At 69.2% G+C, this 16,114-nt stretch carries 9 protein-coding genes; 8 read left to right on the top strand and 1 reads right to left on the bottom strand.

All coding sequences use genetic code 11. The features are described 5' to 3' along the window. The first annotated feature begins 15 nt into the window (after window positions 1–15). The 5 genes from ACZ4MH_RS31505 (at window position 16) to ACZ4MH_RS31485 (ending at window position 7,441) form a co-directional block, all read left to right on the top strand. Window positions 16–465 (top strand): hypothetical protein, encoded by a 450-nt coding sequence (locus ACZ4MH_RS31505; protein ID WP_351591647.1) that lies wholly within the window; start codon window positions 16–18, stop codon window positions 463–465. Beyond that, window positions 465–2,624: a hypothetical protein gene (locus ACZ4MH_RS31500; RefSeq protein ID WP_351591650.1), complete on the top strand. Its 2,160-nt coding sequence runs from the start codon at window positions 465–467 to the stop codon at window positions 2,622–2,624. Before ACZ4MH_RS31505 ends, ACZ4MH_RS31500 begins: the two co-directional genes overlap by 1 nt. A 24-nt stretch (window positions 2,625–2,648) precedes the next feature. Then, window positions 2,649–3,266, top strand: a complete 618-nt coding sequence (locus ACZ4MH_RS31495; RefSeq protein WP_351591652.1) for a hypothetical protein — start codon at window positions 2,649–2,651, stop codon at window positions 3,264–3,266. Window positions 3,267–3,602: 336 nt separating this feature from the next. Continuing rightward, window positions 3,603–5,591 (top strand): M4 family metallopeptidase, encoded by a 1,989-nt coding sequence (locus tag ACZ4MH_RS31490; RefSeq protein WP_351591733.1) that lies wholly within the window; start codon window positions 3,603–3,605, stop codon window positions 5,589–5,591. Window positions 5,592–5,812: 221 nt separating this feature from the next. Further along, a complete protein-coding gene (locus ACZ4MH_RS31485) occupies window positions 5,813–7,441 on the top strand; it encodes a M4 family metallopeptidase (protein WP_351591655.1) in 1,629 nt (542 codons plus the stop codon). A gap of 190 nt (window positions 7,442–7,631) precedes the next feature. Here the strand turns inward: ACZ4MH_RS31485 and glgP are convergent, their stop codons facing one another. Further along, entirely contained in the window at window positions 7,632–10,271 is a 2,640-nt protein-coding gene (glgP, locus tag ACZ4MH_RS31480) for an alpha-glucan family phosphorylase (RefSeq protein ID WP_351591658.1), read from the bottom strand. Between the two features lie 418 nt (window positions 10,272–10,689). On the opposite strand from glgP, the gene ACZ4MH_RS31475 reads away from it, so the two are divergent. The 3 genes from ACZ4MH_RS31475 to treS all read left to right on the top strand — a co-directional run bounded on the left by ACZ4MH_RS31475 (window position 10,690) and on the right by treS (window position 15,954). Next, window positions 10,690–11,916: a S8 family peptidase gene (locus tag ACZ4MH_RS31475; RefSeq protein WP_351591661.1), complete on the top strand. Its 1,227-nt coding sequence runs from the start codon at window positions 10,690–10,692 to the stop codon at window positions 11,914–11,916. Window positions 11,917–12,244: 328 nt separating this feature from the next. After that, the gene (locus ACZ4MH_RS31470) at window positions 12,245–14,236 is read left to right on the top strand and encodes an alpha-1,4-glucan--maltose-1-phosphate maltosyltransferase (RefSeq protein ID WP_351591664.1); all 1,992 of its coding nucleotides are present in this window, start codon (window positions 12,245–12,247) and stop codon (window positions 14,234–14,236) included. Next, the gene (gene treS, locus ACZ4MH_RS31465; RefSeq protein WP_351591667.1) at window positions 14,233–15,954 is read left to right on the top strand and encodes a maltose alpha-D-glucosyltransferase; all 1,722 of its coding nucleotides are present in this window, start codon (window positions 14,233–14,235) and stop codon (window positions 15,952–15,954) included. The genes ACZ4MH_RS31470 and treS overlap by 4 nt, the downstream gene beginning before the upstream one ends. Window positions 15,955–16,114: the final 160 nt, after the last annotated feature.

The following is a 16,114-nucleotide window of genomic DNA, read 5'->3' as shown; positions in this document are numbered from 1 at the left end:
CAAGGAATCGGACATATGTCCTTCGAAGCCGAGTGGAAGCAGCTCAAGACGGACTCGTCCGATACCCGACAGACCCATGTACGTCTCAACCAGCTGGCCCCGGAAGGCGGAGGAGGCGGCGTCCCGCAGGGGGACCTGCGGGTCAGCCAACGGGACCTGGCCGCCATCGGTGACGCCGCCTTCAGACTTCACGAAGACCTCAGCAGGGACGGCGACCACGCACGGCTGAGCAGTTTTGAGGCCGCCTCTTCCCTCAAGAAGGATTTCGCACTGGGAAGCGCGCTGGACCACGTCACGGCCAGGTGGGTCGATCAGCAGCGGTCCCTTCTCGACGCATGTGCGCACATCTCGAATCACCTCGACTACACGAAGAAGGCCCACCGGGGGCAGGAGACGTATCTCGCCACCGTCTTCAGCCGGATTTCCGAGCTCGACAAAGGCTTCGACGGGCGGGGCGGTCGCTGATGGACCTGGACGCTCTGCAGCACGGCAACTTCGCCAAACTGGGCGAGGCCGTCACGGACTGGTCGGCCATGGTGGACAAGCTCACAGAACTGCGGGAGCGGGCGGAGAAGGAGCTCGACGCCAAGGCCAAGAAGGCGAACTGGGCCGGCCTCAACGCCACCGTCACCCGAGAGTTCGTCACCAAGACGGCAACGGAGTTCGGTGACGCGGTCACCCAGGCCACTTCCATCCGCAACATCCTCCGAGACACCCGCGGCGAGCTCATCAGCTACCGCGAGACGCTCAAGGAGGCACTGAGCCGCGCGCGGGACAAGAAGATCAGCGTGGTACCCACCGGCGGCGGCAAGTTCCTCGTCAGCTCGCTGTGCACAACGGAAGAGGACGAGCCCGACGAGGGCGAACTCAACGCCGTCAGGGATGAGATCGCGGAGATTCTGGGCAAAGCCACGGAGTCCGACACCAGCGCGGCGAAGGCCCTGCGCGCACTGGCGGATCAGAGCAAGTACGGGTTTTCGGACGCCTCGTACAAGGATCGTGACTCCGCAGCCCGGGCACTGCGGCGGGCAGCGGAAATGGCCAAGGCCGCCAGGAACTCGAAGGGCATGTCACCGGAAGAGCTCAGCGCATTCAACCGGGACCTGAAGAAATACCGCGACGATGACCTCTTCGCCGAGACCTTCGCCACCGAACTCGGTGCCGACGGGACGCTGGAGTTCTGGACGAGAACAGCGGGCGCGAACCAAGGAGACCGAGGCCATGCGGCCATGCTGAAGGACCTGCAGACGAACCTCAGCATGACGCTGGCCACCGCGACGCACTCCGACAGCCCGGCGATGCAGAGCTGGGAGCAGTCGATCATCAAGGCGGGCAACACCAGCTTCCAGCCGGACCCGGTACGGAGCTCCAACAGCGCGCTCGGATTCCAGGTCATGAGCAGCCTGATGGGTCACGGCCGGTACGACACGGAATTTCTGGACGCGTACGGCAGCGCCCTCCTCCGCAAGGACAAGAGCCACGCCATGGGCGCGACCCGCACGGAAGAAATCTGGGGGAACACCGGCGGGGTCGACCTGGTATTCGGCAAGCAGGACGGAAGCGATCCCCTGATCGGCTTCATGGACGCACTCTCCCATAATCCAGAATCCGCCGAGCACGCCTTCGACAAGAAGACCGACCTGAATCACCTCCTGGAAAGCACGAAGAACACCGACCGCGGCACTTCCGTAGGCCACGCGCTCGAAGCCGCCGTCACAGGCGTCGCACACGGCGACACCAAGCCGACCGCCCCCATCCCGCACGACCGGACCCAGGTCGACATCATGAGGAACGTCATGCACGCGGTGGCGAACCCCGAGGGCGGCGCCGATCTGGTCGACAAAAAGATGGGGGCGAGCCTGGGCCACATGGCCGCGGCATATATGCCGGAGATCAACCGGACCATCGCAGGGCAGGGCGCCGAACACATCTTCCTGACGCACAGTGACGCGCCAGGCAACCTCGACCGGGCCGACACATACCGATTCCTGAGCGCCCTGGGCAGGGACGACGATGCCAGTGCTGCCGTCATCTACGGGCGCAGCATCTACACGAGCAGCACGATGGAAGCCCACATCGCCGATCCACACCTTTTCGGGGGAAGCACCACCGACGCGATCACAGCGATTTCCCACAACTCCGGCGTGATCGAAGGGATTCTGGCACATTCACGGCAGGACATGGAGGTCGGGAACCAGCAGGAAGGGGAGAAGGCGGAGAACGAGGCGATCAAGCGGCAAGGAGAGTTCTTCAAGACCATGCTGTCCACCGGTTTCGCGGTCGGCGCTGTGGCTCTCGCTCCAGTGGGAGCGGCCGCGGAGGCGGCCGTCGGCGCAGGGGGCGCGTTCTTCGCCGGCGCCGCCACGATGGGCGTGGACCGCATCATGGACGGCCGGGAGCTCGACGGCATGGACAAGGCGATGTATCAAAGTGGCCGCCGTCTGTACATTTCCGAGGACGACACTATCGGCACCGTCATCGATGCGGGCCACGAAGCGCGGAAATCCCACGAAGGCGGCCCGAGCCAGGATGCTTTGGACAATACCATCCGGGAATCCGTCAGGGCTGGCTGGCTCGAAAGTCACACCAGGCTCAAGGAAGTCAGTAAGAGCGCCACTTCTTGACACCCCTCCGAAGGAAGCATCACAGTGAAGCAAAAGTCGAGGCGTAACTGGCTCATCGGTGGGACCAGCTGTGCGATAGTGCTCACCGGTGCGATATTCGGCTACCGAGAAATTTATTTGCAAGGCATCGAGGAACTGCCGAAGCGGCCGTGCGGCGGTGCCGTTCAGCGGGCGACTGCGGCAAAAATCCTCCCCGCCGCACATGAAGTGAAATATGAATCGCAAGAGTCACCGGCAGACAACTTTTTCTTCCTCTGTTCGCTCGATACAGGCGATTCCGCGATCTCGGCCATCGTGAAAAAGCACGACGCGAGTGTCACATCGTGGCGAAATTACTGGCGTAAGGACTTGGGCGACGGATACGTTGAACCGCCCGGAAATTTGCACCTTCTTTCTTGGCCGAACAAGACGACGATTTACCTGCCGTGCACACCGCCAGGAAAGAAGAGCAACGAGGCCGAGACGGCATTTTCGCTGGACATTGAGGCGACCGTTGCCGGCGACAGCCGCATCTCCGGCGACGAGCTCCGCCAGCAGTTGTCCGACTTCGCCGTCCAGGTGGCTCGCCATTCGCAGCGGGCGGCCCAGTGCCGGGAGCAGGCTGAACTGCCTTCAGCGGCGCCACGGGTATCGGCCCACTGACGAGGTACGGCAGGCCGCTCGACCGTTATGCGGACGCGAACCGCCGCTCTACGGACGGTTTCGGCCATGTTGTTGAGCGGTGCCTGACAAACCGGCCCGGTGGGTGGGAAGCTGCGCGGCAGTCCGAAAACGTGTCCGGAAACGGGGCCCCCACGGCAACACCACCCCTGCCCCGGTCGCGTATGTACCGCTCCCCCCACACGCACTTGTTCTGCCCGGACGGCCACCTCGCCGCCCGGTCCCCCCGGTCGCGGCCCATCCCGCCGCGGCCCCGCAGAAGGAGCCAGCGTGAGACGCACCCCCCATGGTCGTGCCGTGACGGGCCGCAGACGTGTGATGGCCACCGGCACCCTCGTCGCCGTGACGGCCCTGCTCGCCGTCGGCGTGCAGACCGGCGCGGGCAACGCCGCGCCCAACCCCGGCAGCACGCACGCACAGCCCCGAGCGGGCGCCCTGCCCGCCAAGCTCTCCCCCTCGCAGCGTGCGGAGCTGCTGAAGGAGGCCGCCGGCACCACCGCGCAGACGGCGAAGAAGCTGCAGCTCGGCGCCAAGGAGAAGCTCGTCGTCCGGGACGTCCAGCAGGACGTGGACGGCACGACGCACACCCGGTACGAGCGCACCTACGAGGGGCTGCCCGTCCTCGGCGGCGACCTCGTCGTGCACGAGACCAGGACCGGCAAGGTCGAGCGGGTCACCAAGGGCGTACGGGCCCGGATAGCCGTGGCCAGTACGAAGGCGGCCGTGCGGCCGGCGACGGCCGAGGCCAAGGCCCTGAAGGCGTCCCAGGCGGAGGGGGCCGAGAAGGCCGCCGCCAAGGAGCCGCGCAAGGTGGTCTGGGCGGCCGACGGCAAGCCGGTCCTGGCGTACGAGACCGTCGTCGGCGGGCTGCAGGACGACGGCAAGACGCCGAACCAGCTGCACGTCGTCACCGACGCCACCACCGGCAAGCAGCTCTACCAGTACCAGGGCATCGAGCAGGGCACCGGCAACAGCCAGTACAGCGGCCAGGTGACGATCGGCACGGCGCCCTCGTACACCATGACCGACACCACGCGCGGCAACCACAAGACCTACAACCTCAACCACGGCTCGTCCGGCACCGGCACGCTCTTCTCCGACCCGGACGACACCTGGGGCGACGGGACCGCGACGAACGTCCAGACCGCGGGCGTGGACGCCGCCTACGGCGCCCAGCTGACCTGGGACTACTACAAGAGCGTGCACGGCCGGAGCGGCATCCGCGGTGACGGCGTCGGCGCGTACAGCCGCGTGCACTACAGCAACAACTACGTCAACGCCTTCTGGGACGACAGCTGCTTCTGCATGACCTACGGCGACGGGTCGGGCAACACCCACCCGCTCACCTCGATCGACGTGGCCGCGCACGAGATGACGCACGGCGTCACCTCCGCGACCGCGAACCTCACCTACAGCGGTGAGTCCGGCGGCCTGAACGAGGCGACCTCCGACATCTTCGCGTCGGCCGTCGAGTTCAACGCGAACAACGCCAAGGACCCGGGCGACTACCTCATCGGCGAGAAGATCGACATCAACGGCGACGGCTCGCCGCTGCGCTACATGGACAAGCCCAGCAAGGACGGCGCGTCCAAGGACTCCTGGTACTCCGGCGTCGGCAACGTCGACGTGCACTACTCCTCCGGCATCGCCAACCACTACTTCTACCTGCTGTCCGAGGGCAGCGGCGCGAAGGACGTGAACGGCGTGCACTACGACAGCCCGACCTCCGACGGCCTGCCCGTGCCGGGCATCGGCCGGGCCAACGCCGAGAAGGTCTGGTACAAGGCGCTCACCCAGTACATGAGCTCCAACACCAACTACGCGGGTGCCCGCACCGCCACCCTGCAGGCGGCCGCCGACCTCTTCGGCAAGGACACCCCGACGTACAACACGGTCGCCAACACCTGGGCCGCGGTGAACGTCGGCAGCCGCGTCGGGGACGGCGGCGACCCGGACCCGGGCGGCAACGTCTTCGAGAACACCAACGACCTGGCGATCCCGGACGCCGGTGCCGCGGTCACCTCGCCGATCAGCGTCAACCGGACCGGCGCGGCGCCCAGCACCCTCAAGGTCGGCGTGGACATCGTGCACACCTACCGCGGTGACCTGGTCATCGACCTGGTCGCGCCGGACGGCACCGCGTACCGCCTGAAGAACTCCAGCTCCTGGGACTCGGCGGCGGACGTGAAGACCACGTACACCGTGAACGCCTCCTCGGAGAACGCGGCCGGCACCTGGAAGCTGCGGGTGCGGGACGTGTACTCCGGCGACACCGGCTACCTCAACAGCTGGAAGCTGACCTTCTGACCAGGTCCCTCACCACGCACGGAACCAGGAGTGCCACCCCCGCCGAGCGGCGGGGGTGGCACTCCTCCGTTATGCGGACGTCGGCTCGCTCTTTGCGAACAAATTGCGAACGGGCCCCAATTACCCGGTGACAGACACCCGTTCGGATGGCACGCTAACCCCGCACGTACCACCCGCATCGCTTTGCACCCCCCACCACAGGCAAAGTTGAAGGAGCACGCGTGATCCCCCACATATCGCGTACCACCCGTATCGCCGGTGCCTCCGTCGCCGCAGCCGCGCTGCTCGCGGCCGGCATCGCCACCGGCACGGCGGGCGCGGCCCCGGCCGGCCACCAGGCCGCCGGCGCACCGCTGAAGATGACCGCCTCGCACCGCGCCGAACTGCTGCGCGACGCGCAGGCCACGAAGGCGAAGACCGCCGAGGAACTGGGCCTCGGGTCCAAGGAGAAGCTGGTCGTCAAGGACGTCATCAAGGACGCCGACGGCACCACGCACACCCGCTACGAGCGCACCTACGACGGCCTGCCCGTGCTCGGCGGCGACCTCGTCGTCCACCAGGCCAAGGGCGGCGCCGTCAAGTCGACCACCAAGGCCACGAAGGCCACCATCAAGGTCGCCTCCACCACCCCGAAGATCGCTCCGAAGTCCGCCGCAACGTCCGCCGAGTCGGTGTCCGGTAAGACGGAGGGCATCAAGAAGTCCGACGCGGCGACGCCGAACAAGGTGATCTGGGCCGCCTCGGGCAAGCCGGTCCTCGCGTACGAGACCGTCGTCAAGGGCGTCCAGAAGGACGGCACCCCCAGCGAGCTGCACGTCGTCACCGACGCCAGTACCGGCAAGAAGCTGTTCCAGCACCAGGCCATCGAGACCGGCGCCGGCACCAGCATGTACAGCGGCAAGGTCGACCTGGCCACCAAGAAGGGCGGCAGCGGCTACGAGCTGACCGACGACACCCGCGGCGGCCACTCCACGTTCGACCTGGGCGGCTCGGAGAGCGGCGAGGGCAAGCTGCTCACGGACGACGACGACAACTGGGGCACCGGCAAGGGCGACGACCCGCAGACCGCGGCCGTCGACGCGGCGTACGGCGCGCAGGTCACCTGGGACTACTACAAGAACGTGCACGGCCGCAGCGGCATCAAGGGCGACGGCAAGGGCGCGTCCTCCCGCGTGCACTACGGCCAGAACTACGTCAACGCGTTCTGGGACGACAGCTGCTTCTGCATGACGTACGGCGACGGCGAGGGCAACACCCACCCGCTGACCGCCCTGGACGTCGCGGCGCACGAGATGTCGCACGGCGTCACCTCGGCGACCGCGAACCTGGAGTACAGCGGCGAGTCCGGCGGCCTGAACGAGGCCACCTCGGACATCTTCGGCACCTCGGTGGAGTTCAACGCCAAGAACACCGAGGACCCGGGCGACTACCTCATCGGCGAGAAGATCGACATCAACGGTGACGGCTCGCCGCTGCGCTACATGGACAAGCCCAGCAAGGACGGCCAGTCGCTGGACTTCTGGAAGGAGGGCGCGGGCGACGTCGACGTGCACTACTCCTCGGGCATCGCCAACCACTTCTTCTACCTGCTGTCCGAGGGCAGCGGCGCGAAGGAGATCGGGGGCGTGAAGTACGACAGCCCGACCGCCGACGGCTCCAAGGTCGAGGGCATCGGCCGGGACAAGGCCGAGAAGATCTGGTACAAGGCGCTGACCGAGTACATGACCTCGACGACGGACTACAAGGCCGCCCGCGAGGCGACCGTCAAGGCGGCCACCGACCTGTACGGCGCGGACGGCGCCGAGGTCAAGGGCGTCGAGGCGGCTTGGACGGGCGTGGCGGTGAAGTAACGCTCCGCCACTTGGCCCCCCTTACAGCCGGGGATCTTATGGGGGCGGAGAGTCGTGTGGGCTTTGTCCACAGGGTGATCCGCCCCCGTACTCCTCCAGGGGGCAGACCGTACGCACAGACCGGGCGGTGTCCGGGGGCTCCCGTTATCCCCCCGGACACCGCTCTTTCATGGGGCGGTGGCGGTCACCGTTACCGCAGAAGGACCCCCGCCGCCTCGCCCGTGGCTTCCGACGGGACGGCGATCAGGCCCATCTCGGCGTGCGTGGAGAGCAGGGGGTGGGCGGGGAGGATGCGGACCGTGTAGCCGAAGGGGCCGGTGCGGTCCAGGACCAGGGGGCCCTCGTACAGCCAGCGGCCTTCCAGGTCGGGGCCGCCGGCCGGCTTGAGCGGGACGGTGAGCGGGTCGGCGATCCGGTCGGACTCGTCGACCCGGCCGGAGACCAGCTGTACCTCGACGTCCTCGGGGGCCAGCTCGTCCAGCGCGACCCGGACGCGCAGGACGAGGGTGCCGCCCAGTTCGGCCTGGCCGTTGGCGGGCGTGGCGGGGCTGCCGGTCTCGACGTGGTCCACCGCGACCCGCGGCCACGCCTCCCGCACCCTGACCTTCCACTCCGCGAGACCGCGCGCGGCCTCCGGGGTGAGGGCGCGGTGCGCGTGCGCCGCGGGCGCGTAGAGCCGCTCGACGTACTCCCGGACCATCCGGCCGGCGAGCACCTTCGGGCCGAGGGTGACCAGCGTGCGGCGGACCATCTCGACCCAGCGGTGCGGCACGCCCGCCTCGTCGCGCTCGTAGAAGCGCGGCGCGACGCGCTGTTCGAGGAGTTCGTAGAGGGCCGCGGCTTCGAGGTCGTCGCGGCGCTCGTCGTCGGTGGCGGTGCCGTCGGCGGTGGGGATGGACCAGCCGAAGTCCGGCTCGTACCACTCGTCCCACCAGCCGTCCAGGACGGAGAGGTTCAGCGCTCCGTTCAGGGCGGCCTTCATGCCGGAGGTGCCGCACGCCTCCAGGGGGCGCAGCGGGTTGTTCAGCCAGATGTCGCAGCCCGGGTAGAGCTTCTGCGCCATGGCCATGCCGTAGTCGGGCAGGAAGACGATGCGGTGCCGGACCCGCGGGTCGTCGGCGAAGCGGACCAGTTCCTGTACGAGGCGTTTGCCGCTGTCGTCGGCGGGGTGCGCCTTGCCGGCGACCACGATCTGGATCGGCCGCTCGGGGTGGAGCAGCAGCTCCATGAGGCGGTCGCGGTCGCGGAGCATGAGGGTGAGGCGCTTGTAGGACGGCACCCGGCGGGCGAAACCGATGGTGAGGACGTCGGGGTCGAGGACGCCGTCGATCCAGGCCAGTTCGGCGGTGGCGGCGCCGCGCTGCCGCCAGGAGGTGCGCAGCCGCATCCGTACTTCGGTGACGAGCTGTTCGCGCAGGGTGCGGCGGAGGTCCCAGATGGCGGGGTCGGCGATGTCGGCGACCCGGTCCCAGCGTTCGGAGCCGCCCACGGTGAGCGCGTCCTCGGTGCGCTGGGCGCCGATCTGGCGGGCGCCGAGGCGGAAGACCTCGGGGGCGACCCAGGTGGGTGCGTGCACGCCGTTGGTGACGGAGGTGATCGGCACCTCGTCGGGGTCGAAGCCGGGCCACAGGCCGGCGAACATGCCGCGGCTGACGCCGCCGTGCAGCGTGGAGACTCCGTTGGCGCGCTGGGCCAGCCGCAGGCCCATCACGGCCATGTTGAAGACGTTCGGCTCGCCGCCGGGGTAGCTCTCCATGCCGAGGCCGAGGACGCGGGCCGCGTCGATGCCGGGGAGTTCGCCGTCGGGGCCGAAGTGCCGGGCGACCAGTTCGCGGTCGAAGCGGTCGATGCCGGCGGGCACGGGGGTGTGGGTGGTGAAGACGGTGCCGGCCCGTACGGCTTCCAGGGCGCTGTCGAAGTCCAGCCCGCCGGCGTCCTCTTCGGACAGTTCGCGGATGCGTTCCAGGCCGAGGAAGCCGGCGTGCCCCTCGTTGGTGTGGAAGACCTCGGGGGCCGGGTGGCCGGTGAGCCGGCAGTACGTACGGACGGCCCGTACGCCGCCGATGCCCAGCAGCATTTCCTGGAGGAGGCGGTGTTCGCTGCCGCCGCCGTAGAGCCGGTCGGTGACCTGGCGTTCGCCGGGGCCGTTCTCCTCGACGTCGGAGTCGAGGAGGAGGAGCGGCACGCGGCCGACGCGGGCCTGCCAGATGTACGAGCGCAGGCGGCGGCCGCCGGGGAGCGCGAGGGAGACCTGGGCGGGGCTGCCGTCGTCCTCACGGAGGAGTTCCAGCGGCAGCTCGTTGGGGTCGAGGACGGGGTAGTGCTCCTGCTGCCAGCCCTCGCGGGAGAGGGTCTGGCGGAAGTAGCCGTGGCGGTAGAGCAGGCCGACGCCGATCAGCGGGACGCCGAGGTCGGACGCGGCCTTGAGATGGTCGCCGGCGAGGATGCCGAGGCCGCCGGAGTACTGCGGGAGGGCGGCGGTGATGCCGAATTCCGGTGAGAAGTAGGCGACGGCCTCGGGCAGGGCACCGTCGACGGACTGGTACCAGCGGCGGCCGGCGAGGTAGTCCTGCAGGTCGTCGGCGCAGGCGGTGAGCCGGCGCAGGAAGCGGCGGTCGGCGGCCAGCTCGGCCAGGCGTTCGGCGGTGACGGTGCCGAGGAGCTGGACCGGGTCGGTGCCGGGCCGCTGCCGGCCGTCGGGGTCCAGGGCGTGGAAGAGCTCGCGGGTTTCGGTGTGCCAGGACCAGCGCAGGTTCCGCGCCAGTTCGCTGAGCGGTCGTAGGGACGGGGGAAGGACAGGGCGCACGGTGAATCGACGAATGGCCTTCACGCTCCGACCGTAGCGGCGGGCGGGCCGCAGCAACCACAGCGCGCGCCCGGCGCTGCGGACAACCGCTCGAAAGGCCCGCCCCACGCGCCGGCCGCGCTCCTCTGCGCCCCTTGCCGACCATCCCGTACGCCTCTTGACGGAGGCACCAGCCCCGGAGCGGGCCTGTGGGCCCGGCCGTGCGTGCCCCGCCGGGCGGCCGCGGCCGGGCCGAGCGCGGGATCCGGCCAGAAATCGCCGCAACCTTCGCCACGCATCACCCACCCGATATGGCCGATTCCGCCCCGTCGTCCTCTCTTGTACGGACTGCGGGCCCACGGAAGGCTGCAGGATGGCGTCGGTGGAGCGCGGCGCGGCAGCCGGCGCCACGGAATCGCAACACCCTTGCCCGCCTGTCGAGTTGAAGAGGGGAACTCCGTACATGGCCTGGACACGAACAGCCCGGCGACGGCTGGCCGCGGGGAGTACGGCCGCCGCGTCGGCGGCCCTGCTCTGCGCCGCCACGCTGCCGGCCCACGCCGCGCCGCCCGAAGGCCGGGTACTGGGGGCGGGGGCGTCCGGCGCGGTGAACAGCAGTTACATCGTCACCTTCAAGGAGGGTGCGCGAGGGGTCGAGGCCCGGTCGGCGGCGGGCAAGCGGCTGGCGGCGAAGTACGGCGCGGCGATACGCCGGACGTACCGCAAGGCCATCAACGGCTACGCGATACGGGCGAACGCGACCCAGGCCCGGCGTCTGGCGGCGGACCCCGCGGTGGCGGCGGTGAGCCAGAACCGCACCGTACGGCTGACGGACACGGCGAAGGCGCCGGGGGCCCTGCAGAAGAACCCGCCGTCCTGGGGCCTGGACCGGATCGACCAGAAGACCCTGCCGCTGAACGAGTCCTACGTGATGCCGCCCGGCGGCGGCAAGGATGTCCAGGTCTACGTCCTGGACACCGGCGTGCGCACCACCCACCAGGACTTCGGGGGGCGGGCCAGAAGCGGGTGGGACTTCGTCGGCGACGACAGGAACGCGGGCGACGAGAACGGCCACGGCACCCATGTGGCCGCCACCATTGCGGGTGAGAAGCACGGCGTCGCCAAGGAGGCCGACATCGTCTCGGTGCGGGTGCTGGACGGGGCCGGCTCCGGCACCACCGCCAATGTCATCGCGGGCATCGACTGGGTGGCGCAGCACGCCGAGCGGCCCGCGGTGGCCAACCTGAGCCTGGGCAGCATGGCGTCGCCGCAGCTGGACGACGCGGTGCGCAATGCGATCGAGGCCGGGGTGACGTTCACCGTCGCGGCCGGGAACAACAATCTGCCGGCCGCCCTCTACTCGCCCGCCCGGGTCGAGGAGGCCGTCACGGTCGGCGCCACCGACAGCGACGACACCCGTGCCGAGTTCTCCAACTTCGGTCCGCCGGTGGACCTGTTCGCGCCGGGTGTCGGGATCACCTCGGCCTGGAACTCGGGCGACGCGGCCGAGCGGGTGCTGTCCGGCACCTCGATGGCCGCGCCGCACGCCGCGGGCGCGGCCGCGCTGTTCCTGGCGCGGCACCCGGGGGCGAAGCCGGCGGAGGTCGGGAAGGCGCTGGTCGCCGACGCTTCGGCGGGCCAGGTCAAGAACACCATGGGCGCACCGGACCGGCTGCTCCGGGTCGAGTAGTACCGCCCCGGACAGGGCCGTGAGGGCCGGCTCCGCCCGTCGGCGGGGCCGGTCCGCTGCTGTCCGCAGCCCCGCGCGGCCGCTTCGCCCGGCTTGATCGCGGTGCGGTGTTACGTACGAGTAGTTCACCCGCGGGCGGATTGCCCGGCCGCGGGGCGTGGGAAGGCTCTGGCGGTACGTCCGTTGCGTGCCTCCCCCGCGTGTCCCGCCCTGCGCACCTCCAACCGAGTGAAAGGCGACAGGACCGTTCATGCCCGCAACCCGTAAGCCCGTCGCGGAGATACAAAGGACAACACCCCGCAAAGTGTCCCAAGTCTCAGGTGATCCCATGATCGGTCGCATTCCCGTCCTGGACGTCCGTCCCCAGATCGACTGCGGGCGCCGCCCGGCCAAGGCGGTGACCGGCGAAACCTTCGAAGTGTCCGCCACGGTCTTCCGGGAAGGCCACGACGCGGTCGCCGCCAACGTCGTGCTGCGCGACCCGGGCGGCCGGAGCGGCCCGTGGACGCCGATGCGGGAGCTGGCGCAGGGCACGGACCGCTGGGGCGCGCTGGTCACTCCGGACGCCGAGGGCCGCTGGACGTACACCGTGGAGGCCTGGTCGGACCCGGTGACGACCTGGCGGCGCACGGCGCAGGTCAAGATCCCGGCCGGTCAGGACACCGGCCTGGTGCTGGCCGAGGGCGCGGCGCTGCACGAGCGGGCGGCGGCGGGGGTGCCGAAGAACGCGGGGCGCGAATCGATTCTCCGGGTGGCCGACACGCTGCGCGACGAGCGCCTGCCGGCCGCCACCCGGCTGGCCGCGGCACTCACCCCCGAGGTCCTGGACACCCTCGGCCGGCACCCGCTGCGCGAACTGGTCAGCGCCTCGCGGCCGATGCCGCTGCTGGTGGAGCGGCGCCGGGCGCTGTACGGGTCGTGGTACGAGATGTTCCCGCGGTCGGAGGGGGCGTACGAGGCGCCCGACGGGACCCTGGTCAGCGGCACCTTCCGGACCGCCGCCGAGCGGCTGCCGGAGGTGGCCGCGATGGGCTTCGACGTGGTCTACCTGCCGCCGGTCCACCCGATCGGCACCACCCACCGCAAGGGCCCGAACAACGCGCTCTCGGCGGGCCCGCACGACGTCGGCTCGCCGTGGGCGATCGGCTCGGCCGAGGGCGGGCACGACGCGCTCCACCCGGACCTGGGCACCTTCGAGGACTTCGCGTACTTCGTGCGCACCGCGCGGGACCTGCGGATGGAGGTGGCGCTGGACTTCGCGCTGCAGTGTTCGCCGGACCATCCCTGGCTGGACAAGCATCCCGAGTGGTTCCACCACCGCGCCGACGGCACCATCGCGTACGCCGAGAACCCGCCGAAGAAGTACCAGGACATCCACCCCCTCGCCTTCGACGCGGACTTCCGCGGCCTGGTGAAGGAGACGGAGCGGCTGCTGCGCTTCTGGATGGACAAGGGCATCCGCATCTTCCGGGTGGACAACCCGCACACCAAGCCGGTGGTGTTCTGGGAGAAGGTGATCTCGGACATCAACCGCACCGATCCGGACGTCATCTTCCTGGCCGAGGCGTTCACCCGCCCCGCCATGATGCGCACCCTCGCGCAGGTCGGCTTCCAGCAGTCCTACACGTACTTCACCTGGCGCAACTCCAAGCAGGAGCTGACCGAGTACCTCACCGAGCTGTCCCGGGACTCGGCCGACTGCATGCGGCCGAACCTGTTCGTGAACACCCCGGACATCCTGCACGCCTACCTCCAGCACGGCGGCCGGGCGGCCTTCGAAGTACGCGCGGTGCTCGCGGCGACCCTGTCCCCGACGTGGGGCGTGTACGCCGGATACGAGCTCTGCGAGGGGACTCCGGTACGAGACGGGAGCGAGGAGTACCTGGATTCGGAGAAGTATCAGCTGCGTCCCCGGGATTGGCAGACAGCGGGCCGCGAGGGCCGTAGCATCGCTCCTCTCATCACGGCACTCAACCGGCTGCGCCGCCGTCATCCGGCACTCCAGCAGTTGCGTGCCCTGCACTTCCATCATGTCGACAACGACGCGGTCCTCGCCTACTCCAAGCGCGAGGGTGCCGACGTGGTCCTCACGGTCGTGAACCTCGACCCGCACCACACCCACGAGGCGACGGTGTCGTTGGACATGCCGGAGCTCGGCCTCGACCGGCACGAGTCCGTACCGGTGCGCGACGAGCTCACCGGCGAGACCTACCACTGGGGCAGGGACAACTATGTGCGCCTGGAGCCGGGCAGTGGCATTGCGCCCGCGCACGTACTGTCCCTGCGACCGTCCTCACCGATCGGAGGGTCACCCAATTGATCGTCAACGAGCCCGTCCCCGACACGTTCGAGGACACTCCGGCCAAGGACCGCGATCCCGACTGGTTCAAACGGGCCGTCTTCTACGAAGTCCTGGTCCGTTCGTTCCAGGACAGCAACGGGGACGGCGTCGGCGACCTGAAGGGCCTGACGGCCAAGCTGGATCATCTGCAGTGGCTGGGCGTCGACTGCCTCTGGCTGCCGCCGTTCTTCAAGTCCCCCTTGCGGGACGGCGGTTACGACGTCAGCGACTACACCTCGGTACTGCCGGAGTTCGGTGACCTCGCCGACTTCGTGGAGTTCGTGGACGCCGCGCACCAGCGCGGCATGCGGGTGATCATCGACATGGTGATGAACCACACCAGCGACCAGCATCCGTGGTTCCAGGAGTCCCGCACCGACCCCGAAGGGCCGTACGGCGACTACTACGTCTGGGCGGACGACGACAAGCAGTACCAGGACGCCCGCATCATCTTCGTCGACACCGAGGCGTCCAACTGGACCTTCGACCCGGTGCGCAAGCAGTACTACTGGCACCGCTTCTTCTCCCACCAGCCGGATCTCAACTACGAGAACCCGGCGGTCCAGGACGAGATGATCTCGGCCCTGCGGTTCTGGCTGGACCTGGGCATCGACGGCTTCCGGCTGGACGCCGTGCCCTACCTCTACGCCGAGGAGGGCACCAACTGCGAGAACCTCCCCGCCTCGCACGCCTTCCTGAAGCGGGTGCGTTCGGTGATCGACGCGAACTACCCGGACACGGTGCTGCTGGCCGAGGCCAACCAGTGGCCGGAGGACGTGGTCGACTACTTCGGCGACCCGGAGACCGGCGGCGACGAGTGCCACATGGCGTTCCACTTCCCGGTGATGCCGCGCATCTTCATGGCGGTACGCCGCGAATCCCGCTACCCGGTCTCGGAAATCCTCGCCAAGACCCCGGCGATCCCGTCCGGCTGCCAGTGGGGCATCTTCCTGCGCAACCACGACGAGCTCACGCTCGAAATGGTCACGGACGAAGAGCGCGACTACATGTACGCGGAGTACGCCAAGGACCCGCGGATGCGCGCCAACATCGGCATCCGCCGCCGGCTGGCCCCGCTGCTGGACAACGACCGCAACCAGATCGAGCTGTTCACCGCCCTGCTGCTCTCCCTGCCCGGCACGCCGATCCTGTACTACGGCGACGAGATCGGCATGGGCGACAACATCTGGCTGGGCGACCGGGACGCGGTGCGCACGCCCATGCAGTGGACGCCGGACCGCAACGCCGGCTTCTCGTCCTGCGATCCGGGCCGGCTCTTCCTGCCCACGATCATGGACCCGGTCTACGGCTACCAGGTGACCAACGTCGAGGCCGCGATGTCCTCGCCGTCGTCCCTGCTGCACTGGACCCGGCGCATGATCGAGATCCGCAAGCAGAACCCGGCCTTCGGCCTGGGCACGTACACCGAACTGCCCTCGTCCAACCCCGCGGTGCTGGCGTTCCTGCGCGAGGCCCCCGCGAACGGGGAAGGCGAGGACGACCTGGTCCTGTGCGTGCACAACTTCTCGCGCTTCGCCCAGCCCACCGAGCTGGACCTGCAGGCCTTCGACGGCCGGCACCCGGTCGAGCTGATCGGCGGCGTGCGCTTCCCGGCCATCGGTCAGCTGCCGTACCTGCTGACCCTGGCGGGGCACGGCTTCTACTGGTTCCGGCTGCGGAAGGACGCGGTGGCTTAGCCGGCACGACGTTCCGGGCACCGGCCGGGCTTACGGGCCGGTGCCGGGGGGGGGGGGGGGGGGGGGGAAGCAGGGAACCCCACAGACGAGGAACACACAACAAACGAAAAAAAAGCCCTTCCCAAAGAGAGAAAACCACCACCCCCCACCCCCCCCCAAA

The organism is Streptomyces sp. NPDC026301 (assembly GCF_055567935.1).
The sequence above is the reverse complement of the archived record's forward strand: the minus strand, read 5'-3'. Positions and strand labels throughout refer to the sequence as shown.